Annotated in this window: 24 protein-coding genes and 1 other RNA gene; 15 read left to right on the top strand and 10 right to left on the bottom strand. The window is 66.1% G+C overall.

Features of this window, described 5'->3' with window-relative positions; all coding sequences use genetic code 11:
* The first annotated feature begins 461 nt into the window (after nt 1-461).
* The 5 genes from FHW97_RS19580 to FHW97_RS19600 all read left to right on the top strand — a co-directional run bounded on the left by FHW97_RS19580 (nt 462) and on the right by FHW97_RS19600 (nt 7,064).
* Complete coding sequence (locus FHW97_RS19580) at nt 462-1,496, top strand: glycosyltransferase family A protein (RefSeq protein WP_171799562.1); 1,035 nt, start codon at nt 462-464, stop codon at nt 1,494-1,496.
* Between the two features lie 47 nt (nt 1,497-1,543).
* Nucleotides 1,544-2,560, top strand: a complete 1,017-nt coding sequence (locus FHW97_RS19585) for a glycosyltransferase family 2 protein (RefSeq protein WP_171799563.1) — start codon at nt 1,544-1,546, stop codon at nt 2,558-2,560.
* A complete protein-coding gene (locus tag FHW97_RS19590; protein WP_171799564.1) occupies nt 2,557-4,089 on the top strand; it encodes a lipopolysaccharide biosynthesis protein in 1,533 nt (510 codons plus the stop codon). Before FHW97_RS19585 ends, FHW97_RS19590 begins: the two co-directional genes overlap by 4 nt.
* Nucleotides 4,090-4,199: 110 nt before the next feature.
* A complete protein-coding gene (locus FHW97_RS19595) occupies nt 4,200-5,192 on the top strand; it encodes an aspartyl protease family protein (RefSeq protein WP_171799565.1) in 993 nt (330 codons plus the stop codon).
* Nucleotides 5,193-5,246: 54 nt separating this feature from the next.
* A complete protein-coding gene (locus tag FHW97_RS19600; protein ID WP_171799593.1) occupies nt 5,247-7,064 on the top strand; it encodes an ABC transporter ATP-binding protein/permease in 1,818 nt (605 codons plus the stop codon).
* Between the two features lie 151 nt (nt 7,065-7,215).
* Here FHW97_RS19600 and FHW97_RS19605 read toward each other — a convergent pair whose 3' ends face one another.
* On the bottom strand, nt 7,216-7,416 hold the full coding sequence (locus FHW97_RS19605) for a DUF1737 domain-containing protein (protein ID WP_062788295.1): 201 nt from the start codon (nt 7,414-7,416) through the stop codon (nt 7,216-7,218).
* A gap of 65 nt (nt 7,417-7,481) precedes the next feature.
* Between FHW97_RS19605 and FHW97_RS19610 the strand changes: the two genes are divergently transcribed.
* Entirely contained in the window at nt 7,482-8,882 is a 1,401-nt protein-coding gene (locus FHW97_RS19610; protein WP_171799566.1) for a peptide MFS transporter, read from the top strand.
* An 18-nt stretch (nt 8,883-8,900) separates the two neighbouring features.
* Here FHW97_RS19610 and hslU read toward each other — a convergent pair whose 3' ends face one another.
* The 3 genes from hslU to FHW97_RS19625 are packed head-to-tail and all read right to left on the bottom strand — an operon-like array spanning nt 8,901 to nt 11,326.
* Nucleotides 8,901-10,202 (bottom strand): ATP-dependent protease ATPase subunit HslU, encoded by a 1,302-nt coding sequence (hslU, locus tag FHW97_RS19615; RefSeq protein WP_022676925.1) that lies wholly within the window; start codon nt 10,200-10,202, stop codon nt 8,901-8,903.
* Nucleotides 10,202-10,759: an ATP-dependent protease subunit HslV gene (gene hslV, locus FHW97_RS19620; protein WP_305082211.1), complete on the bottom strand. Its 558-nt coding sequence runs from the start codon at nt 10,757-10,759 to the stop codon at nt 10,202-10,204. Before hslV ends, hslU begins: the two co-directional genes overlap by 1 nt.
* A gap of 48 nt (nt 10,760-10,807) precedes the next feature.
* Nucleotides 10,808-11,326, bottom strand: coding sequence for an outer membrane protein assembly factor BamE (locus FHW97_RS19625; RefSeq protein WP_107716935.1), 519 nt, complete (start codon nt 11,324-11,326; stop codon nt 10,808-10,810).
* A 233-nt stretch (nt 11,327-11,559) separates the two neighbouring features.
* Here FHW97_RS19625 and FHW97_RS19630 point away from each other — a divergent pair, with 233 nt between their 5' ends.
* Genes FHW97_RS19630 through FHW97_RS19640 form a run of 3 tightly spaced genes read left to right on the top strand, consistent with a single transcriptional unit; the run spans nt 11,560 to nt 14,059 of the window.
* Nucleotides 11,560-12,075 (top strand): ubiquinol-cytochrome C chaperone family protein, encoded by a 516-nt coding sequence (locus FHW97_RS19630; RefSeq protein ID WP_107716936.1) that lies wholly within the window; start codon nt 11,560-11,562, stop codon nt 12,073-12,075.
* Entirely contained in the window at nt 12,072-12,593 is a 522-nt protein-coding gene (locus FHW97_RS19635; RefSeq protein ID WP_171799567.1) for a DUF177 domain-containing protein, read from the top strand. The genes FHW97_RS19630 and FHW97_RS19635 overlap by 4 nt, the downstream gene beginning before the upstream one ends.
* A gap of 5 nt (nt 12,594-12,598) precedes the next feature.
* Complete coding sequence (locus tag FHW97_RS19640; RefSeq protein ID WP_168352557.1) at nt 12,599-14,059, top strand: MATE family efflux transporter; 1,461 nt, start codon at nt 12,599-12,601, stop codon at nt 14,057-14,059.
* Nucleotides 14,060-14,101: 42 nt separating this feature from the next.
* Here FHW97_RS19640 and ssrA read toward each other — a convergent pair.
* Both ssrA and mscL read right to left on the bottom strand, forming a co-directional pair.
* Nucleotides 14,102-14,498, bottom strand: a transfer-messenger RNA (tmRNA) gene (ssrA, locus tag FHW97_RS19645).
* Between the two features lie 174 nt (nt 14,499-14,672).
* Nucleotides 14,673-15,113: a large conductance mechanosensitive channel protein MscL gene (gene mscL, locus FHW97_RS19650; protein ID WP_062788302.1), complete on the bottom strand. Its 441-nt coding sequence runs from the start codon at nt 15,111-15,113 to the stop codon at nt 14,673-14,675.
* 169 nt (nt 15,114-15,282) lie between these two features.
* Here mscL and FHW97_RS19655 point away from each other — a divergent pair, with 169 nt between their 5' ends.
* From FHW97_RS19655 to FHW97_RS19670, 4 genes are read left to right on the top strand one after another with little or no spacing between them, the layout of a single operon-like run.
* Complete coding sequence (locus tag FHW97_RS19655; protein ID WP_043609664.1) at nt 15,283-15,888, top strand: LemA family protein; 606 nt, start codon at nt 15,283-15,285, stop codon at nt 15,886-15,888.
* Between the two features lie 4 nt (nt 15,889-15,892).
* Nucleotides 15,893-16,693, top strand: coding sequence for a YgcG family protein (locus FHW97_RS19660; protein WP_171799568.1), 801 nt, complete (start codon nt 15,893-15,895; stop codon nt 16,691-16,693).
* Between the two features lies 1 nt (nt 16,694).
* Complete coding sequence (locus tag FHW97_RS19665; RefSeq protein WP_171799569.1) at nt 16,695-17,366, top strand: TPM domain-containing protein; 672 nt, start codon at nt 16,695-16,697, stop codon at nt 17,364-17,366.
* Nucleotides 17,363-17,908: an NUDIX hydrolase gene (locus FHW97_RS19670; protein ID WP_171799570.1), complete on the top strand. Its 546-nt coding sequence runs from the start codon at nt 17,363-17,365 to the stop codon at nt 17,906-17,908. Before FHW97_RS19665 ends, FHW97_RS19670 begins: the two co-directional genes overlap by 4 nt.
* Nucleotides 17,909-17,957: 49 nt before the next feature.
* On the opposite strand, the gene FHW97_RS19675 is transcribed toward FHW97_RS19670, so the two are convergent.
* Nucleotides 17,958-19,262, bottom strand: coding sequence for an MFS transporter (locus FHW97_RS19675; RefSeq protein ID WP_168352554.1), 1,305 nt, complete (start codon nt 19,260-19,262; stop codon nt 17,958-17,960).
* Between the two features lie 69 nt (nt 19,263-19,331).
* Entirely contained in the window at nt 19,332-19,802 is a 471-nt protein-coding gene (locus FHW97_RS19680) for a MarR family winged helix-turn-helix transcriptional regulator (RefSeq protein WP_168352553.1), read from the bottom strand.
* A 77-nt stretch (nt 19,803-19,879) separates the two neighbouring features.
* On the opposite strand from FHW97_RS19680, the gene FHW97_RS19685 reads away from it, so the two are divergent.
* Nucleotides 19,880-21,349: a carotenoid oxygenase family protein gene (locus tag FHW97_RS19685; RefSeq protein ID WP_028658022.1), complete on the top strand. Its 1,470-nt coding sequence runs from the start codon at nt 19,880-19,882 to the stop codon at nt 21,347-21,349.
* Nucleotides 21,350-21,397: 48 nt separating this feature from the next.
* Nucleotides 21,398-21,859 carry a DUF3237 domain-containing protein gene (locus FHW97_RS19690; RefSeq protein WP_062788312.1) on the top strand — a complete coding sequence of 154 codons (462 nt, stop codon included), beginning with the start codon at nt 21,398-21,400 and terminating at the stop codon, nt 21,857-21,859.
* Between the two features lie 146 nt (nt 21,860-22,005).
* On the opposite strand, the gene FHW97_RS19695 is transcribed toward FHW97_RS19690, so the two are convergent.
* Both FHW97_RS19695 and FHW97_RS19700 read right to left on the bottom strand, forming a co-directional pair.
* The gene (locus tag FHW97_RS19695; RefSeq protein WP_171799571.1) at nt 22,006-23,625 is read right to left on the bottom strand and encodes an MFS transporter; all 1,620 of its coding nucleotides are present in this window, start codon (nt 23,623-23,625) and stop codon (nt 22,006-22,008) included.
* A gap of 2 nt (nt 23,626-23,627) precedes the next feature.
* The gene (locus tag FHW97_RS19700) at nt 23,628-24,467 is read right to left on the bottom strand and encodes an NAD(P)H-binding protein (protein WP_054132671.1); all 840 of its coding nucleotides are present in this window, start codon (nt 24,465-24,467) and stop codon (nt 23,628-23,630) included.

Here is a 24,467-nt window from a genome sequence, read left to right on the forward strand (position 1 = left end):
CTTGCTTTAAACTGGACGTCGGAGCCCAAAGACCCCCGACACCAGGCGCCGTCGCCCACATGTCCCTTCATCTAATCAACAATGTCAAAGACCAAACCCAGACAACAAAACCCGGACAACAATCAATCCCCGGTTCTCACCGGAAATCCAAGCCGTCCGTAGCTATCTGGCGACCAACGCAACCCTTCAGGAAACACCCGAAGAACCGGAAAAACCGGCTGAACCGCGTCGGTGAAGCGGCATATATGGACGGCTCACCCAACCGTCAACGACGTTTTGCAATTTTGTTTCAAAATCTTTGGAACCCATTGGAAAAGAACGCGTTTTTTCACGCACTTTGGTGCCCCTCGACCGCGTTAGCCTGCCCTTGTGGCCAGATGGCGCCGACATTCCGTGATTCTCCTGATTCTTTGGGCCATTGTAAGCCAATCCTTAAACCCGCACGGAATAAGCCCGCATCAATGGTCGCCCCACTCGCCCCGCCTCTTCCGCCTGATGGCACGCCCGCGCGCGTCAGCGTGATCGTGCCGGGCTTTGGCGTGGCGGCGTTCTTGGGCGAGGCACTGACATCGCTGCAGCGCCAGGACATGACCGCGTGGGAAGCGATCGTGGTGGATGATGGCGATCCGGCGGTGGCCGGTGCGCTCGCGCCGTTCCGGTCCGATCCGCGTATTCGTTTGTGCCAGACCGCGAACCACGGCGTTTCGGCCGCGCGCAATGCCGCCATCGCGCAAAGCACGGCGCCTCTGATCGCGCTGCTCGATGGCGATGACCTGTTTCGCCCGGCCTACCTTGCGACCATGGTGCCGGTGCTGGAAGCCGATCCCGCGCTGCGCCTCGCCACCTGCAATGCCCGCATGTTTGGCGCCGTGGCAGGAGAGCGTTATTGCGTGGAGCACCTCCAGAGCACGCGCGGCACCTGGCTTGGCGTGCTCGACCGCTCGTTCAATGTCTATATCGGCTCGGTCTTTCGCCGCGCCGATTGCCTGGCCGTGGGTGGCTTTGACGAAACCATGACCCATGCCGAAGATCTCGACCTGTGGGTGCGGCTCATGGCGCTGGGCGGCGAAGCGCATTATGTCGACGCGGTGCTATGCGAATACCGCGTTCGCGCCGGTTCCGCATCGGCCCAGGCGCTGCGCCTGCTGCGCGGGAGCCTGAAAGTGCAGAGCAAGGCCCGCGCCAGTCTGCCGCCTGGCGCGCCGGACATTGCCACGGTCGAGCGCTTGATGAACGACACGCGCGATGCATTGGCATTCGAGGAAGCCATCGATCGCATCGTCGCCGGCCAGGCGCGTTCGGGCCTGGCGGACCTGCGCCAGATCGGCACGCGGCTGAATGGGCATATGGGTGGCCCGATGTGGCAGTTGGCACTGGCATTGTGGCACTGGCTGCCGGGGCTGGCCGCGCCTATGCTGCGCTGGCGCCGCCGCGCCCATCGCCGTGGCGGCACGCGCGGCGCAGCGTCTCCCAGCTATCTCGACAACGAGCGGTGACCATGCCCGGCTCGCTTGCACCCCCATCCCCTACTCCTTTTGCAAAGATGCCCGCCATTCCTGCCTCACCTTCTTCGACACCGGCCGTCACCGTGGCCACCAGCGTGTACAACGCGGCGCAAACCTTGGGCCCGGCGATCGAAAGCGTGCTGGCGCAGACCTTTGGCGATTTCGAATTCCTGATCCTCGACGATGGATCGACCGACGACAGCCTGGCGATTGCCCAGGCCTATGCCGCGCGCGATTCGCGCGTGCAGCCGATCGCGATGCCGCGCCAGGGCCTGGTACGCAGCCTCAACCAGTTGTTTGCGCAGGCCCGCGCCCCGCTGGTCGCGCGCTTTGATGCCGACGATATCTGCATGCCGGAACGCCTGGCGCGTCAGGTGGCGTTCCTGGCAGAGCATCCCGACCACGGGCTGGTCGCCTGCGAGACCACGTTCATCGACAAGACCGGCGCCCCGGCGCCAAACCCGCCGATCCAGCGCCCGCACGATCATGCCGCCATTCTGGCCGCGCTGGAGCACGGGCCGATCCTGTGCCACAGCGCCGTCATGGTGCGCGCCGATCTGGTGCGCGCGGCGGGCGGCTATCGCGAGGCGTTTATCCACGCGGAAGACTATGACCTGTGGTTGCGCCTGGCGAGCCAGACACGCATGGCCAACCTGGCAGAGTGCCTGCTGGCCTATCGCATCACGCCCAGCCAGGTGAGTTCGCGCCATGTCGTGGCCCAGGCGCGCAATGCCGCGATTGCCTGGCTGGCCCATGGCGCGCGGGCGCGAACCGGAAGCGACCCGACCGCGCAGCTTTCCGCCCTGCCCACTCTCGACATGCTGGATGGCATGTTTGGCGCAGGCAATGCGGCCTATGTGCGGCAGCGGATGATCGATCGCCTGCTCTATGCGCCCGATCGCCTGGCAAGCGAGGCATGGCCCGTGCTGCTGGGCCATATCGCCGATGGCGCCCCCAGGGCACGGTTGTGGCGCACCGCCATCCGCCTGCTGAAAGCCGGGCATCCGCTGCGCGCCGTGCAGACCGCGATCGCCCTGGCGCGGCAAGCAGCATGACGGCGAAGCGCGACACGCCCCGGCGGCCCCATCCGGCCACCGGCAGCCCGGCGCCCAAAATGTCGGTGCGCACGGCGGCTGCCTGGGCGCTGGTGTCGCAATACGCCTCTTTTGCGATTCAGTTCGCCACCAGCGTTGTTCTGGCCCGGTGGTTCATCACGCCGGCGCAGCTCGGGCTGTTTTCGATCGCCTTTGCCGCGGTCACGATCGTCGCCTTCCTGCAGGACTTCGGGGTGGCGCGCTATGTCAACGGCGAGCGCGACCTTACGCCGGAAAAGCTGCAGACCGCGTTTACCATCTCGGTGGTGTTTGCCTGGGGCATCGCACTGCTGGCGCTGGCCAGCGCCGTGCCGGTGGCGCGGTTCTACAACGATCCCGCGCTCTTGCCGGTGCTGCTGGTGGTGGCATCGTCCTATCTCTTGGTGCCCTTGTCGATCGTGCCGCAGGCGACTTGCCAGCGCCGCATGGACTACAAGTCCAACACCATGATCGAGGTGGGATCGTCGATCGCCAATGCGGCCACGGCGGTGACCTTGGCAGTGCTGGGCCATGGCGCGCTGGCGCTGGCCTGGGGCGCCTTTGCCCAGCAGGGCGCGCGCCTGGTGGTGAGCCAGTGGCGCGCCGGCGTGATGGTGCCCTGGCCGCTGCGGCTGAAGGGGGCACGGCCGGTGCTGGAACTGGGCGGCACCAATTCGGTGCTGTCGACCTGCTATTCGATTACGGCGCGGGCGCCCGAACTGGTGATCGGGCGGCTGATCGACAATACCGCCGTGGGCCTGTTCGCCCGCGCTTCGGGCCTGGCCCTGCAACTGCGCATGCTGGTGGCGGGCGCGGTGACCGGCGTGTTCTATCCCGCGTTCCGCCGGGTGCGCGACCAGGGCGATCCGCTGGGGCCGCCCTATCTGCGCGTGGTCGCCGCCTATACCGGCGTGACCTGGCCGGCCATGGCCGGGATCGCCACGCTGGCGCAGCCGCTGATCCAGGCGCTCTATGGCGAGCGCTGGCTGGCCGCCGCGCCACTGCTGCTGTGGGTGGCACTGGCACAGCTGTGCTATATCTCGCTGCCGCTCAATGCCGATCTGCCGCTGCTGCTGGGGCGCAAGCGCGGGCTGATCCACCGCAACATCGTGGAAACCGTGCTGTCGGTGGGCCTGATCATTGCCGCCGCGCCGTTTGGCCTGGTGGCGGTGGCGATCTCACGCTTTGTCCATGGGCTGATCTGGATGGTGATCTATGCCCCGTTCATGCGGGCGATGCTGGATTTTTCCTGGTCGAGTCTGGCGCGCATCTATGGCCAGAGCCTGGCCGTGACGGCAGCGGCAGTGGCGCCGCTGCTGGCGAGCTATGCGCTATGGGCCGGGCCGGGCGCGTGCGGTTTGGGCCAGGTCTTTGCCATGGTGGCAGCAGGCATCCTGTGCTGGCTTGTCGTCATGCGGTTGACGCACCACCCCCTGCTTGGCGAAGTGCTGGGCCTGCTGGGTGAAATCGTCGCGGCGCTGCCTTGGCGAAAGCAACCGGTTTCGCCGTGATGCGGTGGTGAATATCCCGTTTCCGTTCGATCCGGGCCTGCGCAGTTGAAAATAGCAATGGCGCTGCCGTCCAACCAGGCGTAACCTGCTGGGCGGAGAGGAACCTGACGATGTTGATGCTGGCCCAAAAGGTTGCCGGCACGCTCGGCCCGCTCGCCTTGATGGCGGCGGCCCTGCCGGTGTCCGCGCAACCTGCGCAAACCGCCCCGCTGACTGCGGCGCCCCTGGTTGCCGCACCGAAACCTGCCACGGCCGATGGCCTACCCCCGATGGAAGAAATCCACCTCGGCCAGGATGCGCGCACCCGACTCACCGTGCCGGTCACGATCGGCAGTGCCGGGCCCTTTGCCTTCATGGTCGATACCGGCGCAGAACGCACGGTGTTGACGCGGCAGACAGCACAGGCGCTCGGCCTGGCGCCCAGTGGCCGCGCCACGCTGGTGAGCGTCGCTGGCCTGGAAGACGTGGACCTGGTCACCGTGGCCGAAATGTCGCTTGGCACCCGGCGCTTTTCCGGGCTGGAAGCACCGTTGGTGGACGGGCACGACCTGGAGGCTGAGGGCATTGTCGGCCTCGATGGGCTGCAGGACCAGCGCGTGACGATCGATTTTGCCGCGCACCGCATGATGATCGGCAATGCCGCGCCCGATGCGCCGCATGCCGACAGCTATGACATCGTCGTTACCGCGCGCCGCCGTTCGGGTCAGTTGATCATGACCGAAGCCATGGTCGATGGCGTGCGCACCGATGTGATGATCGATACCGGATCGGATACCTCGATCGGCAACCGCGCCCTGCAGCGCGCGCTCAACCGCCGGCAGGGCGAGCAACAGGCCCGCCTGATCGCGGTGACCGGACAGGTCATCACGGCCGACGTCGGCCAGGCGCGCGTGATGCGGATCGGCGGCATGGATATCCGCAACCTGACCTTCGCGTTTGCCGATGCCCCCGCCTTTGCCCACCTCAAGCTTAGCCGCCGCCCCGCTCTTTTGCTGGGCATGCGCGATTTGAGCGCTTTCCAGAAGGTGGGGATCGATTTTGCCCGGCGCAGGGTGATGTTCGATTTCACGCCAGCCGCGCCACAGGCACTGGCGGCACGCTGATCTGGCGGGCAATCAGCAGGTGGCATCTGCCAACAAAATGCCTATGTGAAGGCGATGCCGCCCGAAAAACCAAATGCCCCCGGTGCCCGCCACGATGGCTGGCACACGCTCAAGCGCTTTCTTCCCTATCTCTGGCCGGCCGATAATCCCGGCCTGCGCTGGCGCATCGTGGTGGCGTGCGTGTTCATCCTGGCCTCCACCGGGGTGCAGCTTTACCTGCCCTATCTGCTGAAATGGGCGGTCGACGCCATGAACACGTCCGGGCCGCGCCTGGGCATGTTGGCCATGTGGACGGTGCTGGGCTACGCCGCCGGGCGCTTTGCCGGGGTGGCGTTCGACAACCTGCGCAACATCGTGTTCGAACGGGTGGGCCAGGATGCCACGCGTTCGCTGGCAGAGCATGTCTTTGCCCAGTTGCACCGCCTGTCGCTGCGCTTTCACCTGGCTCGCCGCACCGGCGAGGTGACCAAGACGATCGAGCGCGGCACCAAGAGCATCGATACGATGCTCTATTTCATGCTGTTCAACATCGCCCCCACAATCCTGCAACTGATCGTTGTCGCGGTGATCTTCTGGATCACCTTTGGCTGGGGGCTGGTGGCAGCAACGGCCGTGGCGGTGGCGGCCTATATCTGGGTCACGCGCACGATCACCGAATGGCGCAGCCACTTGCGCGAGCGGATGAACCGGCTCGATGGACAGGCGCTGTCGCGCGCGGTGGATTCGCTGCTCAACTACGAAACGGTCAAGTATTTCGGCGCCGAAAAGCGCGAGGAAGCCCGCTATGGCCAGGCCGCGCGCGCCTATGCCGATGCGGCCGTTGCCAGCGAAAACAGCCTTGGCCTGCTCAACATCGCGCAGGCGCTGGTGGTCAACCTGCTGATGGCCGGTGCGCTGGCCTACACCGTGTGGGGCTGGTGGCATGGCCAGTTCACCGCCGGCCAGCTGGTGTTCGTGCAGACCTACCTGACGCAGTTGTTCCGCCCGCTCGACATGCTGGGCATGGTCTATCGCACGATCCGCCAGGGGCTGATCGACATGGCCGAGATGTTCCGCCTGATCGACACCGACGTGGAAGTGGCCAACAAGCCCGGCGCCCCGGCGCTGGTCGTGCGCCGGCCCTCGCTCACGTTCGACAACGTGGTGTTCGGCTATGATCCCGATCGCACCATCCTGCATGGCCTCTCGTTCGAAGTGCCAGCCGGCAGCCGCGTGGCCATTGTCGGGCCATCGGGCGCGGGCAAGTCCACCATCGGCCGCCTGCTGTTCCGCTTTTACGATCCGCTATCGGGCCGCATCCTGATCGATGGGCAGGATATCGCCACGGTCACGCAGGCAAGCTTGCGCGCGGCGATTGGCATCGTGCCGCAGGATTCGGTGCTGTTCAACGATACCATCGGCTACAACATCGCCTATGGCCGCGAAGGCGCCACGCCCGATGATGTGGCCGCAGCGGCGCGCGGTGCGGCGATCGGCGATTTCATCGCCCGCCTGCCCCAGGGGCTGGATACCGAGGTGGGTGAACGCGGGCTCAAGCTGTCAGGCGGGGAAAAGCAGCGCGTGGCGATCGCCCGCACTTTGGTGAAAAATCCGCCGATCCTGCTGTTCGATGAAGCGACCAGCGCGCTCGATACCCGCACCGAACAGGATATCCTCGGCACGCTGCGCGACGTGGCCACCAATCGCACCACGCTGTCGATCGCACACCGCCTGTCGACCATCGCCGATAGCGACACGATCCTGGTGATCGACCAGGGCCGCCTGGCCGAACAGGGCAGCCACGCCGATCTGCTGCGCCGCGCCGGGCTCTACGCCGAAATGTGGGCGCGCCAGGCCGCCGAAAGCGAGGAACTGGGCGAGGCGGCAGAGTAAGGCTCTTTTCTCCCCCTCCTCTTCAGAGGAGGGGGTCGGGGGGTGGTGGATGCGCAGCGCAAGGCTTCGCACCACCCCCAGCCCCTCCTCTAAAGAGGAGGGGGGTATGAAGCTGATTTTACAAAGTTTTCTTTTACCTCAAGCGAATCCGTCACTTCACCACATCGGCCCCGTGCCACACCACGGCCTGCGCCACCTTGATGCAGTCCATGCCGCCGTCATAGGTCATCGACGGTGAGCCATAGAGGCGCCAGCCCTGGGCCAGGGCCTCTGACACGCGCTCGCAAAAGGCGCGGTCGTCCTTGCCGGTGAGCAGGCGATAGATCGGGCGGTTGTCGGGCGTTTCGTGCATGGCCGGGTTTTACCACGGCCGCCGCCGCTTGCCAGCCCGCGTGTTTGGCGGCACCACCGGCAACCATGGAGCCCATCACCAGTCCGGAAGCCATTCCTTCACCCGAAGCCACAAAGCGCAACTTGCTTGATCACCCGCGCGGGCTGTGGGTGCTGGCCGGCACAGAGTTGTGGGACCGTATTTCCTGGCACGGCATGGTCGCCATGCTGGTGCTCTACATGACCGGCGAACTGCTGCTGCCCGGGCGGGTGGAGCATGTCGTCGGCTTTGCCAGCTATCGCGCGGGCCTCGAGCATGTGTTCGGCCCGATGAGCGTGACGCAACTCGCCACGCAAACCTTCGCGCTCTATTTCTCGGCGATCACGTTCCTGCCGCTGGTCGGCGGCTGGATTGGTGACAAGGTGATGACCCGCCGCGCCGCGGTCAGCCTGGGCGCCCTGACGATGACCGCCGGGCATTTCGCCATGGCATTCGATGCCACGTTCCTGCTGGCGCTGGTCCTGCTGGTGATCGGTGCAGGCCTGTTGCGCGGCAACCTGATGCCGCAGATCCGTGCGCTCTATGCGGCGGGCGACCGGCGGCTGGGCGATGCCTTCCAGGTCTATACGTTCTGCATCAATGTCGGTGCGTTCATCGCCCCGATCGCCAGCGGCACGATGGCCAAGTACTATGGCTGGCACGCCGGCTTTGCCGTGGCGGGCGTGGGCATGCTGGCCGGCCTGATCTGGTATCTGGCCGGATCGCGCCACCTGCCGCCGCAGGTGCCGCCGCGCCAGGCCGGACCGGCGGTGCCGCTCACCGGGCCGGAAAAGCGCAATGTCTGGCTGCTCGCCATGGTCTGGCCATTCAGCGTGGCATTCTGGACCGCGCAGGCGCAGGTGTGGAACGTCTACAGCCTGTGGGTGCGCGACCATATCGCCATGACCGTGGGCACCTTTGCCGTGCCGATCCCCTGGCTGCAATCGCTCGACGGGCTGGCCCCGGCGGTTGAAGCGCCGCTGCTGATCCTGCTGTGGCGCTGGCAGGCCACGCGCAAGGCAGAGCCCGACAGCCTGACCAAGCTGGCCACAGGCTGCCTGATCTTTGCCGCTTCCACGCTCTTGCTCGCCCTGTCGCCCACGGCCACGCGCGGGCCGATCTGGCTGCCGGTGGCGTTTCACCTGCTGTCGAACCTGGGCGCGATGTTCTTTGCCCCGGTGATGCACGCCTATTTCGCCACCCGCGCGCCGGAACGCTGGCGCGGGACGCTCATCGGGGTGGAAATGCTTTCGGTGGCCGTGGCCAGCCTGATCAGCGGGCCGATGGGCGGATGGTACACCCAGGTCAGCCCGCCGGTGTTCTGGCTGGTGACGGCAGCGATCCCGGCGATTGCCGGCGTCCTGCTCCTGGCCCTGCGCCATCCGCTGCGGGTGTTCGGCGGCCCCGACACGCTGGTGAAAAACGAAGCTGGGGCGGCGGGTCACTAACCCACCGCCCCCACGCCGTTACAGGATATACTTCGACAGATCGGCGTTGCCGGCCAGGCCCGCCAGTCGATCGGCGACATAGGCTTCGTCCACCGTAACCGTGGTGCCGACGCGGTCTTCGGCGTCAAAGCTCACTTCCTCCAGCAGCTTTTCCATCACCGTCTGCAGCCGCCGGGCGCCGATGTTCTCCACGCTCTCGTTCACTTGCGCGGCGGTGCGGGCAATCGCGCGCACCGCTTCGGGCGTGAAATCGAGCGTGACCTGCTCGGTGCCGAGCAAGGCACGATACTGTTCCACCAGATTGGCGCGGGTTTCAGCCAGGATGCGCACAAAGTCATCCTCGCTCAGCGCCTTCAACTCCACGCGGATCGGCAGGCGGCCCTGCAATTCGGGCAGCATGTCCGAAGGCTTGGCCACGTGGAACGCGCCCGAGGCGATGAACAGCACATGGTCGGTCTTCATCGGGCCATACTTGGTCGCCACCGTCGTGCCCTCGATCAGCGGCAGCAGATCGCGCTGCACGCCTTCGCGGCTGACAGAGCCGCCGCGCACGTCGGAAACAGCGATCTTGTCGATCTCGTCGATGAACACGATGCCGTTGGTTTCCGCGTTCTGCAGCGCCACGCGCGCCACGTCATCCTGGTCCATGCGCTTTTCGGACTCTTCGTCCACCAGCTTGTCCCAGGCATCGGCCACGCGCATCTTGCGGCGCTTCAAGGGCTGGCGGCCAAACGCCTTGCCCATCATGTCCGACAGGTTGATCATGCCAACGTTGCCGCCAAGCCCGGGAATTTCCATCGGGGCGGCGGGGGCATCCTCCACCTCGATTTCCACTTCCACGTCGTTCATCGCGCCTTCGCTCAGGCGCTGGCGAAAGCTTTCGCGCGTCGCTTCGCTGGCACCATCGCCCACCAGGGCCTTGAGCAGGCGGTCCATCGCCGCCTTGCTTGCCGCCTCGCGCACGGCTTCGCGGCGGCGGTCCTTTTCCAGGCGGATCGCTTCTTCGGCCAGGTCGCGGGCGATCTGCTCGACGTCGCGGCCGACATAGCCCACTTCGGTGAACTTGGTCGCTTCCACTTTCACGAACGGCGCATCGGCCAGGCGGGCCAGGCGGCGGCTGATCTCGGTCTTGCCGCAGCCGGTCGGCCCGATCATCAGGATGTTCTTGGGGCTCACCTCGTCGCGCAGATCGGGCGAGAGGCGCTGCCGGCGCCAGCGGTTGCGCAGGGCCACGGCGACGGCGCGCTTGGCATCGGCCTGGCCAACGATATGTTCGTCCAGCGCGCGGACGATGGCCTTGGGGGTCAGACTGTCGAGCATCAGATTTCTTCCAGCGTCACGCGGTCATTGGTGAACACGCAGATTTCGGCCGCCACCTGCATGGCGCGGCGGGCGATCTTTTCGGGATCGTCTTCATAGGCATCCACCGCCCGCGCGGCGGCCAGGGCATAGTTGCCACCCGAACCGATCGCGGTAATGCCGCCTTCGAGTTCCAGCACGTCGCCATTGCCGGTCAAGACCAGCAGCGTGCTGGCATCGGCCACGATCATCAGTGCTTCCAGGTTGCGCAGGTATTTGTCGGTGCGCCAGTCCTTGGCCAGCTCCACCGCCGCGCGCATCAGCTGGCCGCGGTGCTGCTCCAGCTTGCGCTCCAGCCGCTCGAACAGGGTAAAGGCATCGGCCGTGGCCCCGGCAAAGCCGGCGATCACCGATCCATCGCCGATGCGCCGCACCTTGCGCGCATTCGGCTTCATCACCGTGTTGCCCATGGAAACCTGGCCGTCACCCGCAATCACGGTACGGCCGTTCTTCTTCACCCCGATGATCGTGGTGCCGTGCCACTGGACCAGGCCGTGGCTCGCCTTGCTATCGTCCATGCCGGCGATATGGGATCGCCGGCATGGCTTTCAAGCCGCCGCCCTGGCTCAGCTGCCGTTCGGGCCCGAGCCGGCCGGGCCACGACCCTGGCCGGTGGTGCCGCCCGGCATGGCGCCGACCGAGCCGATATTGCCGAACAGATCCTGGAAGAAGCTGCGGTTGCGGCCCAGCGTCGGCGTCGCTTCGCGCACCGGATGGATCGTGGGCACGCGGGTCAGCGTGACGCGGTCGATCGTGCTGACGTTGCCGGCGGGATCGAAATTGACCTTGAGCACCTGCTCGCTGCTGGTGCGCGGGCGCTTGAACGGCTTCTGGCGGGTATCGATCGACACGTAGTACCAGCTCTGCGGGCCGAACTGGCTCTTGAACGTGGCCTGGCCCAGCGCGCGTTCCACCGACATGCGGTTGTCCACGCCCGGCTGCACCGAATCGGTCAGCGCCTTGTCCATCTGGAACCCGCGATGGTCGCGGATGCTGGCGCAGCCGCTGACCAGCACGACCAGCCCAGCCAGCACCGTGGCCTTGGCCAGCGCCGCACCGTTCAGGGCCATCCGATTCTCGCGCATTCGATCACTCCAAATTCGACCCTTGCGGGACATGCGGGCTGTCTGATGGGCCCGATCCCCACTGGCACCACGCACAAAGGCACACTTTGCCTTCGCGCCACAGCGCCCTATATCCGCGCAAGCCTTAGGGGCGAAACGGGTTGTCCGCAATGGCGGCGTGCCGGTTTGCGCCGTCCGGTTGAAATTGGCCGCGCCCCGGCGCTGCTGCCACGCTTGCAAAGGATGCCCGCCCCATGTCCCTTCTTGCCCGTCTGCTGGGCCAGACCCGCGATGATCGCGATGCCGCCCGCCCGCTGTGGCACCGCGTGGTGGAAATCGCGCGCGAAAAGGAATGGTATGCCGATTGCGGCGTGGCCGATACCGTGGCCGGGCGGTTCGACATGATCACCCTGGTGCTCAGCATCGTGCTGGTGCGCATGGAACGCGATCCTGGGCTGATCCCGGCATCGGTGTGGTTGACCGAACTGTTCGTGGAAGACATGGACGGCCAGCTGCGCGAAAGCGGCGTGGGCGATCTGGTGGTGGGCAAGCATGTGGGCAAGCTGATGAGCACGCTGGGCGGCCGCCTGGGCGCCTATCGCGACGGGCTGGAAGCGGGTGAAGACGCCTTTGCCGCCGCGCTTGCCCGCAACATGACATTGACCGAGGGCACAGACGCCCTACCCCTGGCCCGCCGTGCACGCGCCTTTGCCGCCGGCCTGGCGCTGGCGCCGGCAGACCGGGTCCTGGCTGCGGAGATTGGACGATGAGCGATACCCCCGAATACTCCTACATCGTCGATCTGCGCCAGATCGGCGACGCGCCCCTGGTGCTGGAACCCGATGCCGATGCGCGCCGGCGTCTGGCCGGGCGCTTTGGCATTACCGCAATCGATGCTGCGCGAGCGCAGGTCAAGCTGATCGCCGATGGCCCGGTGGTGCGCGCCGATGGCCGCCTGACCGCCGCGATCATCCAGGCCTGCGCGATTTCCGGCGAGGATTTCCCGGTCAAGATCGACGAGCCGCTGCACCTGCGCTTCGTGCCCGAAACACAGATCGCGGCCGAACCGGATGAAGAGATCGAGCTGTCTGCCGACGATTGCGACGAAATCCCCTATACCGGGCTGACGTTCGACCTGGGCGAAGCGGTGGCGCAAAGCCTCGCGCTGGCGATCGATCCCTTTGCCGAAGGCCCCCTGGCCGACAAGGCCCGGGCCGAACACAACCTCGCCGGTGACGAGGCCAGCGGGCCGTTCGCCGCCCTGGCTGCCCTGCGCGGCAAGGAATAAGGCACATGGCCAGACCGCAAGGCAACACCGCCCCCGGCGGGCCCGGCGCGCGCGATCTCACGCGCGGGCCGATCCTGAAAACGCTGCTGCTGTTTTCGATGCCCACGCTGGTGGGCAATATCTTGCAATCGCTCAACGGGTCGATCAACGCGATCTGGGTCGGGCGCCTGCTGGGCGATTCGGCGCTTGCGGCCACGGCCAATGCCAACGTGGTGATGTTCCTGGTCTTTGCCGCCGTGTTCGGCTTCGGCATGGCCGCCACGGTCAAGGTCGGGCAATCGTTTGGCGCGGGCAATGTCGATGCCGCGCGGCGCACGTTCGGCACGGCCGTGGGCTTTTGCGTGGGCCTGGCGATGATCGTGGCCACGGCGGGCTGGATCTTTACCCCGGCGTTGCTGCGCCTGATGTCCACGCCGGCCGATATCTTCGGCTTTGCCCTGGCCTATCTGCGCGTGATCTTCGTGGCGCTGCCGGCAACGATGATCTCGGTCATGATCTCGATGGGCCTGCGCGGCGCGGGCGATGCCAAGACCAGCCTCTATTTCATGATCGTGTCGGTAGTGCTCGATTGCGGGCTCAACCCGGTGTTCATCGCCGGGCTGGGGCCGATCCCGGCGCTCGGCATCGCCGGTTCGGCGCTGGCCACGGCGATCTCGTCCTATGTCTCGATGCTGGTGCTGGTGATCTATGCCTATGCCCGCAACCTGCCGCTGCGCCTGCGCGGGGCGGAACTGGGCTATCTGGTGCCGCGCATGGACGAGCTGCGCTACATTGTCACCAAGGGCCTGCCGATGGGCGCGCAAATGCTGATCGTGTCGGGCGCGGGCATCATCATGCTCGGCCTGGTCAACCGCGAAGGCTCGATCGTCAGCGCCGCCTATGGCGCCTCGCTGCAGGTGTGGACCTATCTGCAGATGCCGGCCATGGCCATTTCCGCCGCGCTCAGCGCCATGGCCGCGCAGGCGATCGGCGCCGGCCTGATCGATCGGCTGGGTCGGATCACGCGCGCTGGCCTGATCCTCAATTTCGCCGTCACCGGCCTGATGACCGCGCTGCTGCTGGCGTTCGACCGCCCGGTCCTGGTGCTGTTCCTGGGCTCGACCAGCCCCGCGGTAGACATGGCGCGCCATATCCAGTTGCTCGCCAGCTGGAGCTACATCCTGTTCGGGATGACGATCATGCTGTTCGGCACGATGCGCGCGGGCGGCGTGGTGATTGCGCCACTGATCGTGCTGGCCATCGCCATGTTCCCGGCGCGGCTGGGGTTCTATTCCTTCGCCTATCCCTCGCTCGGGGCCGATGCGCTGTGGCTCGCCTTCCCGGTTGGCTCGCTCGCGGCCGTGGCCATGGCGGCGATCGCCTATGCCCGGCCCGGCTGGCGCGAAAAGGCGCGGGTGGTCAGCCAGGCGCGTCGGCAGGAAAGCGAAGCGGCCGCCGAATGCGCAGCCGAAGGCGTGCCGGCCTGAGGCCGGTGCGGGGCTGCCGCAGTACGCTGGAAAACGGAGAGAGGTGGGGGGATTTCTGTTGCCCGGCACCCCCCGGGCCGCTGGTATCACTTCTGTTGACCGGCGTGTCCAGCCGCGCTTTCGCTTTGTAAGATCAGGCCGTTAGGCCGTCAGGTTACGCGGCGAGAGCAAGTGCTTCGTTGTCGTTGGCACTTGTTGGTTTTGAGCCTTGAACGGGTTACTCAGCCCGGGCGAAAACAACGCTTTTCAACACACGTCGATCCTAGTTCGGCCCCGTCATCTCTCCCGCCTGGCCCAAGAGCCGGAATGAGAGAGGTGGTGGAGCCGCCGGGTACCGCCCCCGGGTCCGCTGCGTCTATTGCACGCCGCAGTTTATCGCCATAGCCGGGTCAAACCCGGCACGACCCCATATAGGGATTCCTTCGGCGTTGGGAAGGGGGTGCCGTGCAGCGAGATTCTCGCAGCAAGTCGCCCCTCCGTCGGCCTGCGGCCGACACCTCCCCATCGCCGATGGGGAAGATCTTGCCGATCCTCCCTGCCGGAGGCGGGGAGGGGGACCGCCGCGCAGCGGTGGTGGAGGGGTTTGTCCGCCATCTACCGCCGGTTTCGCCCCTCAGTCCTTCGCCTTGAGCGCGTCCCTGATCTCGATCAGCAGGTCCACCTCACTCGGCCCCTTGGGCGCGGCGGGCTTGGCTTCTTCCTTGCGGATCAGCGAATTGGCCGCCTTCACGATCAGGAAGATGATGAACGCCACGATCAGGAAGTTCACCGCCTGGGTGATGAAATCGCCATAGCCGATCATCGGCACCCCCGCCGTCTTGAGCTGGGCATAGTTTTCCGGATCGCCCTTGAAGCTGGCCGGAATCGGCCCAAGCCGCACGAAGTACTTGGTGAAATCCACGCCGCCCGTAACAAAGCCGACCACCGGCATGATCACGCTTTCGGTCAGCGAGGTGACGATCTTGCCAAAGGCACCGCCGATGATCACACCGACCGCCAGGTCGAGCACGTTGCCACGCGCGATGAACGTCTTGAACTCTTCGAGAATGGCCACGGCGCATTTCCCCTTCTTAACCACACAATCGCAAATGATTGCCACCACCGCCAGCCGGCGGCAAGCGCGCAGGCAAATCGTTTACAGTTCGATCAACGACAAGGCACTGCCCTTGATCCGCAACCATGCCGCGCTATGTCTCTTGCGCATCTGCAACGAGGATCGATCCATGTCCCGCGCTTTCAACCGCTTCCTGCCCCGCTTTGCCTTGGTCGCCGTGGCGGCCGGCAGCCTTGCCGGCTGCGGCGTCAACACGATCCCCACGGCCGAGGAAAACGCCAAGGCCAAGTGGGCCGAAGTGCAGAACCAGTACCAGCGCCGCGCCGATCTGGTGCCCAACCTGGTTGCCACAGTCAAAGGCTATGCCAAGCAGGAACAGGATACCCTGGTCAAGGTGACCGAGGCCCGCGCCAAGGCCACTTCCGTCCAGATCACCGCCGCCGATCTTACCGATCCGGCCAAGGTGGCCGCCTACCAGAACGCCCAGGGCCAGCTGTCGCAGGGCCTGGGCCGGCTGATGGCCAATGTCGAAGCCTATCCCGACCTCAAGTCGAACGAAAACTTCCTGGCCCTGCAAAGCCAACTGGAAGGTACGGAAAACCGTATCGCCGTGGCCCGCCGCGATTACAACGACGCGGTACAGTCCTACAACACCACGATCCGCACGTTCCCGGCAGTGATCGGGGCCAAGGTGATCTATGGTGCCAAGCCGATGGTGCCGTTCCAGGCGACGACGCCGGGCGCCGATACCGCGCCCAAGGTCAATTTCAATTAAGCCGATGAAACAGAGCGCGGCGCAGCGGCTGGCCGCCCTTGCCCTGCTGGTGCTGGCGATCTTCGCCACGCCAGCCTGGGCGCAGACGTTTCCGCAACTCACCGGGCGCGTGGTGGATGATGCCCATCTGCTCAACCCGCAGCAGGTTCAGGCCCTTGATGCCAAGCTGGCCGCGCTGGAACAGCAATCCCAGCGCCAGCTGGTAGTGGCCACCGTGCCCGATCTTCAAGGGTACGAGATAGAGGATTATGGCTATCGCCTGGGCCGCGCCTGGGGTCTGGGTGACAAGCAGCGCAACGACGGCGCGATTCTGCTGGTTGCCCCCAAAGAGCGCAAGGTGCGGATCGAGGTCGGCTATGGCCTGGAGGGTATCCTGACCGATGCCTTGTCTGAAATCATCATCCAGCGCGAGATCGTGCCCCGCTTCAAGGCCGGCGATTATGCCGGCGGCATCAACGCCGCCACCGATCAGTTGATCGCCCAGCTCAAGCTGCCCGAAGACCAGGCCCGCCAGGTCGCGGCGAAGGCCGAGCAGGCACAGAAGCAGGCGCGCGAACCGCATTTCGATGCCGGCACCGTGGTATTCCTGGTGATCTTCGGCCTGTTCTTCGTCCTGCCGTTCATCCGCGCCATGCGCGGCGGCGGTCGCCGCTATGGCGGTGGTGGGCCGGGCGTGTTCATCTTTCCCAGCGGTGGCTGGGGCGGTGGTGGCGGCGGCGGCTCCGACTGGGGCGGCGGCGGGGGCGGCGGATTTTCCGGCGGCGGTGGCAGCTTTGGCGGCGGTGGCGCTTCGGGGAGTTGGTGACATGATCCTGACCGAGGCGGAACAGGCCCGCATTGCCGCAGCCGTGGCCCAGGCCGAGGCCGAGACCGCCGGCGAGATCGTCCCGGTGATCACGCCGGCGTCCGATCCCTATGCCGACGTTGCGCTGGCCTGGGCGGTGTTCATCGCGTTCCTCGCCCTCGCCGCGCTGGAGACAGCCCCGGCATTCTATGTCGCGCTGGTCGATCGCGTGCTGGGCCTGTGGGCCACGGAATGGACCGCCCGGGCCTATTTCGGCCTGGCGCTGAGCGTGGCCCTGCTCAAGTTCACCGCGATGCTGGCGCTGCTGCAATGGCGCGCCTTGCGCCTGTGGCTCACCCCGGCGCCGATCAAGCGGGCACGGGTCCATGCCCGCGCGCTGACTGCCTTTCGCCTGAGCGCGGAAAGCCGCACCACCGGGCGCACCGGCGTGGTGCTCTATGTCTCGCTGGCCGAACGCAAGGCCGAGATCATCGCCGACAGCGCCATCGCCGATCGCGTCAGTCCCGATGTCTGGGGCGAGGCGATGGCCGCGCTGCTCGGCCCCTTGCGCGAAGGGCACCTCGCCGAAGGCATGGAGGCCGCCCTCGCCCAGATCGGCGCCGTGCTGCGCGAGGCCGCTCCGGCGCGGGCGCACGATCACAATGAACTGCCCGACGGACCTATCCTGCTATGAGTCTGGAAGACGAATACCGCGACAATCCCGAAGAAACCCGCTGGGAAGGCCGCTTCATCACCGCCAAGACGCGCGGCCGCTGGGAATATGTCGGCCGGGCGCGCAATATCCGCGCCGCCGTAATCCTGGCGATCACCGACGCGCGCGAGGTGATCCTGGTCGAACAGTTCCGCGTGCCGCTGGGCCGGCCCTGCATCGAATTGCCCGCCGGCTTGATCGGTGACGATGACAGCAGCGCCGGCGAAGATGCTGGCCTGGCCGCCCTGCGTGAGCTGGAAGAGGAAACCGGCTATCGCGCCACGCACATGGAACCGCTGGGCGAATTCTGGTCCAGCCCCGGCATGGTCTCGGAAAGCTTCACCCTGTTCCGCGCCCATGGCCTGGCGCGCGTTTCGGCCGGCGGCGGGGTGGAAGGCGAAGGCATCACCGTGCACCACGTGCCGCTGGATGGCATGGCCGACTATATCGCCGCGCGCCGGGCCGAGGGCATGGCGGTGGACGTGAAGATCCTCACCCTTCTGGGGCCGGGTATCCTGGGCTGAACACGACAGGCGCGGCACCCAGGGTGCTACGCCCGCGCGCTCACTCCCCTCAATCCGCCGCGCGCAGCCGCAGCGCCAGCAGCGTCGCGGCCGCGCCAAGCGACCCCAGCGCCATGATGACCGACACGGTCAGCAGCGGCAGGCCGGCGGTGTGGAACAACTCGCCGGCCAGGATCGGCGAACCGGCCGCGCCGATGCGGCCCGCACCGATGGCAAAGCCGGTGCCGGTGGCGCGCACCTTGGCCGGAAAGCCATGGGCAAAGGCCGAATAGAACCCGACAATCGCAGCATTGGTGGTGAACCCGGTGAAGAACACCGCCAGGCGCCAACCGGCCAGGCTCTGCGCCCCCAGCCCGAACAGCGACACCGCCACGGTGCCGGCCACCAGCATGGCGATCGTGGGCCACTTGATGCCAAAGCGGTGCATCAGGAAGCCGAACATCCCGCCGCCGATCGCCCCGCCGATATTGGCCCAGACCAGCACGCTGGCCGCCTGCGGCTGGGTATAGCCGAAATCGGCCACGATCTTGGGGCTCCACTTGAGGATGTAGTAGAACGTGATGCAATGCAGGGCATAGCCCAGCGTCAGCAGCAGCGTGGTGCCGACCAGGCCGGGCCGCAGGATATCGAGCAGGCTGGCCCGCGGCGCACCTGGCTCCACCGGAGGCAGCGCCTGGGCCGTGGGCAAGCGCAGCGCGGCGAGCGAGCGATTGGCACGAGCCAGAGCATCGGCCGGGCGGCTGACCAGGAACCAGGCCGGCGTTTCGGGCACCAGGAAATAGACCAGCGGGATGAACACCAGGGTGGCGATGGCGCCGAATTCGAACACCACGCGCCAGTCCCCGCTTTTCAGCAGCAGCGCCGCGATCGTGCCACCCACCGTGGCGCCGATGGGATAGCCGATCACCATCAACGACATCGCCAGGCTGCGGCCCTTGTTGCTACAGATCTCGGCCGTCACCGCGTTGATCGCCGCCAGCATGCCGCCGATGCCCAAACCGGTGAGCAGGCGCCACAAGCCCAGCGTGTAGGGATTAGCCGCCGTCGTGGCCAAGCCCATCCCGATCGCCATGACAACCAGGCAGCCCAGCACTGTGGGACGCCGGCCGAACCGGTCTGCCGCGCCGCCCAGCAGGATCGAGCCAAAGCCCATGCCGATCAGTTCCATCGACAGGACCACGCCCAGCGCATCGCGCCCGATGCCCCATTCCTTGGAAATGCCCGGCGCGGCAAAGGCGCTCGACAGCACGTCGAACCCATCGAGCGCGTTGAGGGCGATCATCAGCGCCACGGCGATCCACTGCCGCGTTCCCATCGGGGATTGGCGAATCACCTCGCGCGGATCGTGCAACATCGTATCTCTCCCGTCCGCGCCCGGCTGACGCGTTATTGCTATGGTTTATAACATGCCGGAGCGATCTGGCTACTCGTGAATGCGCGCCAGCAATTCCAGCAGCAGTTTCACTTCCTTGTCGGAAAAGTGGCGCTTCACCCAGGCCTCATGCTCGCCAATCGCGAACTTGGCGCGCGAGAGCATGGTCTGGCCTTCAGGTTCCAGGAACAGCGCCTGCTTGCGCCCGTCCTCGGCCGATCGGTCGCGCCGCAGATAGTGCTTGGCCTGAAGGCGGTTGATGATCGCCATGGTGGTGGCACGGTCCATCCGCAGGCGCTGGGCCAGGTCGGTCTGGGCAATGCCGGGGTGATCGTCGACCAGCCACAGCACCGAAACCTGCTTCTGCGTCAGGTCCAGCTCGGTGAAGGTCTCGGTAAAATGGCGCAGGCAGGCGCCATGGGCCAGGCGGATATGGAAGCCCAGGATGCCGTTGATTTCGCCGATATCGGCCTCTTCGCCCGGTGGCGGGGTCACCACATCGGCAAACTTGTCCTTGATCAATGCCTGCTCCCCATTGCCTTGCGCATCAGATAAGCGCAATTGTTAGCCAACCATACAAAACTAGCAGGAGGATGCCAGTGTCTCACTTTCCCGCCTCGCCCAGCTTTACCGGCTTCAACACCCCGTCGCGGGTCGAGGCCGACATTGCCGACCTGGCCCACGATGGGGAAATTCCCCGCGAACTGAACGGGGCGTTTTACCGCGTTCAGCCAGACCCGCAATTCCCCCCGCGCCTGGGTGACGATATTGCCTTCAACGGCGATGGCATGATCACCCGGTTCCACATCCACGATGGGCAGGTGGATTTCCGCCAGCGCTGGGCCCACACCGACAAGTGGAAACTGGAAAAGGCCGCCGGCAAGGGCCTGTTCGGCGCCTATCGCAACCCGCTGACCGATGACGAGAGCGTGCAAGGGCAGATCCGCTCCACCGCCAATACCAATGCCTTCATCCACGCTGGCAAGCTCTGGGCGATGAAGGAAGACAGCCCCGCCCTGCTGATGGACCCGGCCAGCATGGAAACCATCGGCTTTGAAAAGTTCGGTGGCCGCATGACCGGCCAAACCTTTACCGCCCATCCCAAGGTCGATCCGGCCACTGGCAACATGGTGGCGATCGGCTATGCCGCCAGCGGCCTGTGCACCGATGACGTGACCTATATGGAAGTAAGTCCGACCGGCGAACTGGTGCGCGAGGTGTGGTTCAAGGTGCCCTATTACTGCATGATGCACGACTTCGGCATCACGCAGGACTATCTGCTGCTGCACATCGTGCCCTCGATCGGCAGTTGGGAGCGGCTGGAGGCGGGCCTGCCGCACTTCGGCTTTGACACTACCAAGCCCGTTCACCTGGGCGTGATCCCCCGGCGCGATGGCGTGACCCAGGAAGACATTCGCTGGTTCACGCGCGACAACTGCTTTGCCAGCCACGTGCTGAACGCCTGGCAAGAGGGCAGCAAGATCCACTTCGTCACCTGCGAGGCGAAGAACAACATGTTCCCGTTCTTCCCCGATGTGCACGGCGCGCCGTTCAACGGGCGCGAAGCGATGAGCTATCCCACCGATTGGGTGGTGGACATGGCTAGCAACGGCGATGCCTTTACCGCGATCGAGCGCCTGTCGAACACCGCCTGCGAATTTCCGCGCATCGACGATCGCTTTGCCGGGCAGCACACACACCACGGCTGGTTCCTCGAAATGGACATGCAGCGCCCGGTCGAGCTGCGCGGCGGCAGCGCCGGCGGGTTGTTGATGAACTGCCTGTTCCACAAGAACTTTGCCACTGGCGAAGAGCAGCACTGGTGGTGCGGCCCGGTCAGCAGCCTGCAAGAGCCGTGCTTCATCCCGCGCAGCAAGGACGCGCCCGAAGGCGATGGCTGGATCGTCCAGGTGTGCAACCGCCTGGAAGAGGCCCGCAGCGACCTGTTGATATTCGATGCGCAGGCGATCGCCCAGGGGCCGCTTGCCACCGTGCACATCCCCATTCGCCTGCGCTTTGGCCTGCACGGCAACTGGGCCGATGCGGCCGACATCGGCCTGGCGGCATGATCGCACCATGCTATGACGCATAACGATCTGGCCGATGGGAGAGCATGCATGATCAAGCCCGAACTGGAATTCGTCTATGAGGCGAGCGGCGACCTGGAGCCGCCGCGCCAGATCGGCCAGACCTATGACGGCGCCCGCCGCATCATTCCCATCGTCGGCGGCGGGCGAGTCGAAGGGCCGCTGATCAAGGGACAACTGGTCGGCAATTCCGCCGATTGGCAGCTCACCCGGCCCGACGGCGTTACCGTGGCCGATGCGCTCTATGCGATCGAAACCGACGATGGCGTGCTGATCCAGATCCGCAACAAGGGCCTGCGCCACGGCCCGCCCGATGTCATGGCCCGGCTTGCCGCCGGCGAGGAAGTCGATCCGGCCGAATACTATTTCCGCACCGTGCCCGAATTCATCGCGCCGGTGGGCAAGTATGAATGGATGAACCGGTCGATCTTCGTGTGCAGCGGCGCGCGCTATCCCCTGGGCATCAAGCTGTGGGTATGGCGCGTACTGTAAGGTTGCTTGTGGTTTCCACCACCCCCAACCCCCTCCTCTGAAGACGAGGGGGCTTTTACGCCCTTTTACGTCAATGCCTTAACCCCCCTCCTCTTCAGAGGAGGGGGTCGGGGGGTGGTGCGACGCCTGTCCCAACCCCGCCCCCCTCACGCCCGCAGGCGCAACCCCGCCTCGTCCCGCGCGCTACGCCGCGCGATCAGCAGCATCAGGACCACGATGGGAATGGCCACGGCATTCATCGTCAGCATGGCGTGGGTCAGGTTGCCCGTGGCATCGGAAATCAGGCCCACGGCATAGGGGCCGATGCCCATGCCCACGATGGTCATCGTCAGCAGATAGAGGCTGGCAGTGATCCCCCGCATGCGCGGCAGCACCTGGTCATACATGATGGCATAGAGCGGTGGCATCCACCCGGTCAGCACCAGGCTGTAGATCGCAAAGTGCCAATAGAACGTGGTCGGATCGGGCGAAAGGTACGTCCAGAACGACAGCAGCGGCGAAACCCCCATGGCAAACAACGCCACCAGCGCCCGGCCCGAAGACGGCAGGCGGCGGTGCAGCAGATCGGCCAGCGGCCCCCAGATCAGCGGGCCGATAATGCCCATCGCCGCCGACAGCAGCCCGAACTGCAGCGCGGTGTCCTTCATCGACAGGTGATAGGTCTTGATCAGGAAGCTGGGGTTGAACGCCATCATCCCATAGTTGATCGCCGATTGCAGCGTGCCCACCGCGATCGCCATGATCAGCGTGGGCGATCCGGCAATCACGCGAAAGGCCTGGGCATCATCGGCGCGCATCCGCTGCATCAGGTTGACCAGCACGAACAGGCCAAAACCGATCACGCCCCATTGCAGGCTATGTGCATCGACCGTGACCGGGCCCAGCGGCAGCGGCGGCCGGGCCGAGAGGCCCCGGCACACCAGCGCCAGCGCGGCCATGACCGCCGCAATCCCGGCCAGCGCCGCCAGGTTGGTGGCAAAGGCCGCCGCCTTGGCCCGGCGCAGCGCCATGGCGATCCAGTGCAACCCCGGCGTCACCCCACCGAGCAGCGCGATGCTGGCGCGAAAAGGGTGCGGATCGGCTGGCGCGAGCATGCCATCCATCGCCCCGCGTGCCGGTTCCTTCATCGTGCCGACGAATGCGGCAAGGACGAAACCAGGCGCCGCCGCCACCAGAAACGCAAACTGCCAGCCTTTGAGGCCGAGCGGCGCGCTGCCCCCCGCCCAATGCTCGGTCCAGGCTTGCGCGGCAACGCCACCCAGGATCAGCGAGCCGCCCAGCCCCAGCGCAATGGCCGAGGCCATCACCGCCATGACGAAACCGCGCCGGTGCTTGGGCCAGAAATCATAGATCAGCGACGTGCCCGCCGGCTGGGTAGCCGCCTCGCCGATGCCCACGCCCAGCCGCGACAGCGCCAGCAGGCCAAAACTGGTGGCCAGGCCCCCCAGCCCGGTCGCCGCCGACCACAGCACCAGGCTGATGCCCAGCAGCCGGGTGCGCGTCCAGCCATCGGCCAGGCGCCCTACCGGCAGCGAGAACAAGGCATAGAACAGCGCAAAGACAGTGCCATAGAGCAGCCCCATCTCGGCATCGCCCACGCCCAGGTCGTGCTTGATCGCCGGGGCTAGGATCGCCAGGATCTGGCGATCAAGCAGGCTCATCGCATTGGTCAGCGCCACCAGCACCAGGGCATACCAGCCCCCGCGCGCGATCGTGCGCGATGGGCCGGCAGCCCTTTCACCAGCCGCGCTATTGCTCTCTGTCATGCTTAGGCCAATGCCGCAGCGATGGTCTGGGCGATCGGTGTGGTGGGCCGGCCGATCAGCGCGCTCAACGTGCGGCTGTCGTCAAACAGCTGGTCCTTGCTCGATTCAAAGCTGGAATTGGCCAGCATCTGCGCCAGGAAGCCAGGCAATCCCACCCCTTCGAGGGCGGCGGCATAATCGGCCTTGGACATATCGACATAGGCCACCGGCTTGCCCGCCTGCCGCGCCACTTCGGCCGCGAATTCCGCCATGGTAAAGGCGGTATCGCCGGCCAGTTCATAGACTTCGCCGCCCTTGGCGCCGATCAGCGCCTGGGCCGCAGCCGCGGCATAATCGGCCCGGGTGGCGCTGGCGATGCGGCCCTGCCCGGCCGCGCCCAGAATAGCGCCGTGGGCAATCGCCGGCGCCAGGGCGCCGGTGTAGTTTTCGTTGTACCAGCCATTGCGCAGCAGCACGAAAGGCACGCCGCTGGCGCGCAGCAGCGCCTCGGTCTCGCGATGCTCCTGCGCCAGGCCGATGGTCGAGGTATCGGCATGGAGGATCGAGGTATAGGCGATCAGGCCGACGCGGGCCGCCTTGGCCGCGTCGATCACGGCGGCGTGCTGCGGCACGCGTGCGCCCACGGCATTGCCCGAGATCAGCAGCAGCCGCTCCACCCCGGACAGCGCCGGCGCCAGCGTTTCGGGCTTGTCGTAATCGGCCACGCGCACGGCCACGCCGCTGCCTTCCAGCTTGGCCGGATCGCGCGCCAGCGCCACGACATTGCCCGCGCCCACCTTGGCCACCAGTTCAGCCAGCACCAGACGCCCCAGTTGGCCCGATGCACCCGCAACAGCGTACAT

It is taken from the genome of Novosphingobium sp. SG754 (assembly GCF_013149315.1).
In the GTDB taxonomy this organism is placed as follows: Bacteria; Pseudomonadota; Alphaproteobacteria; order Sphingomonadales; family Sphingomonadaceae; genus Novosphingobium; species Novosphingobium capsulatum.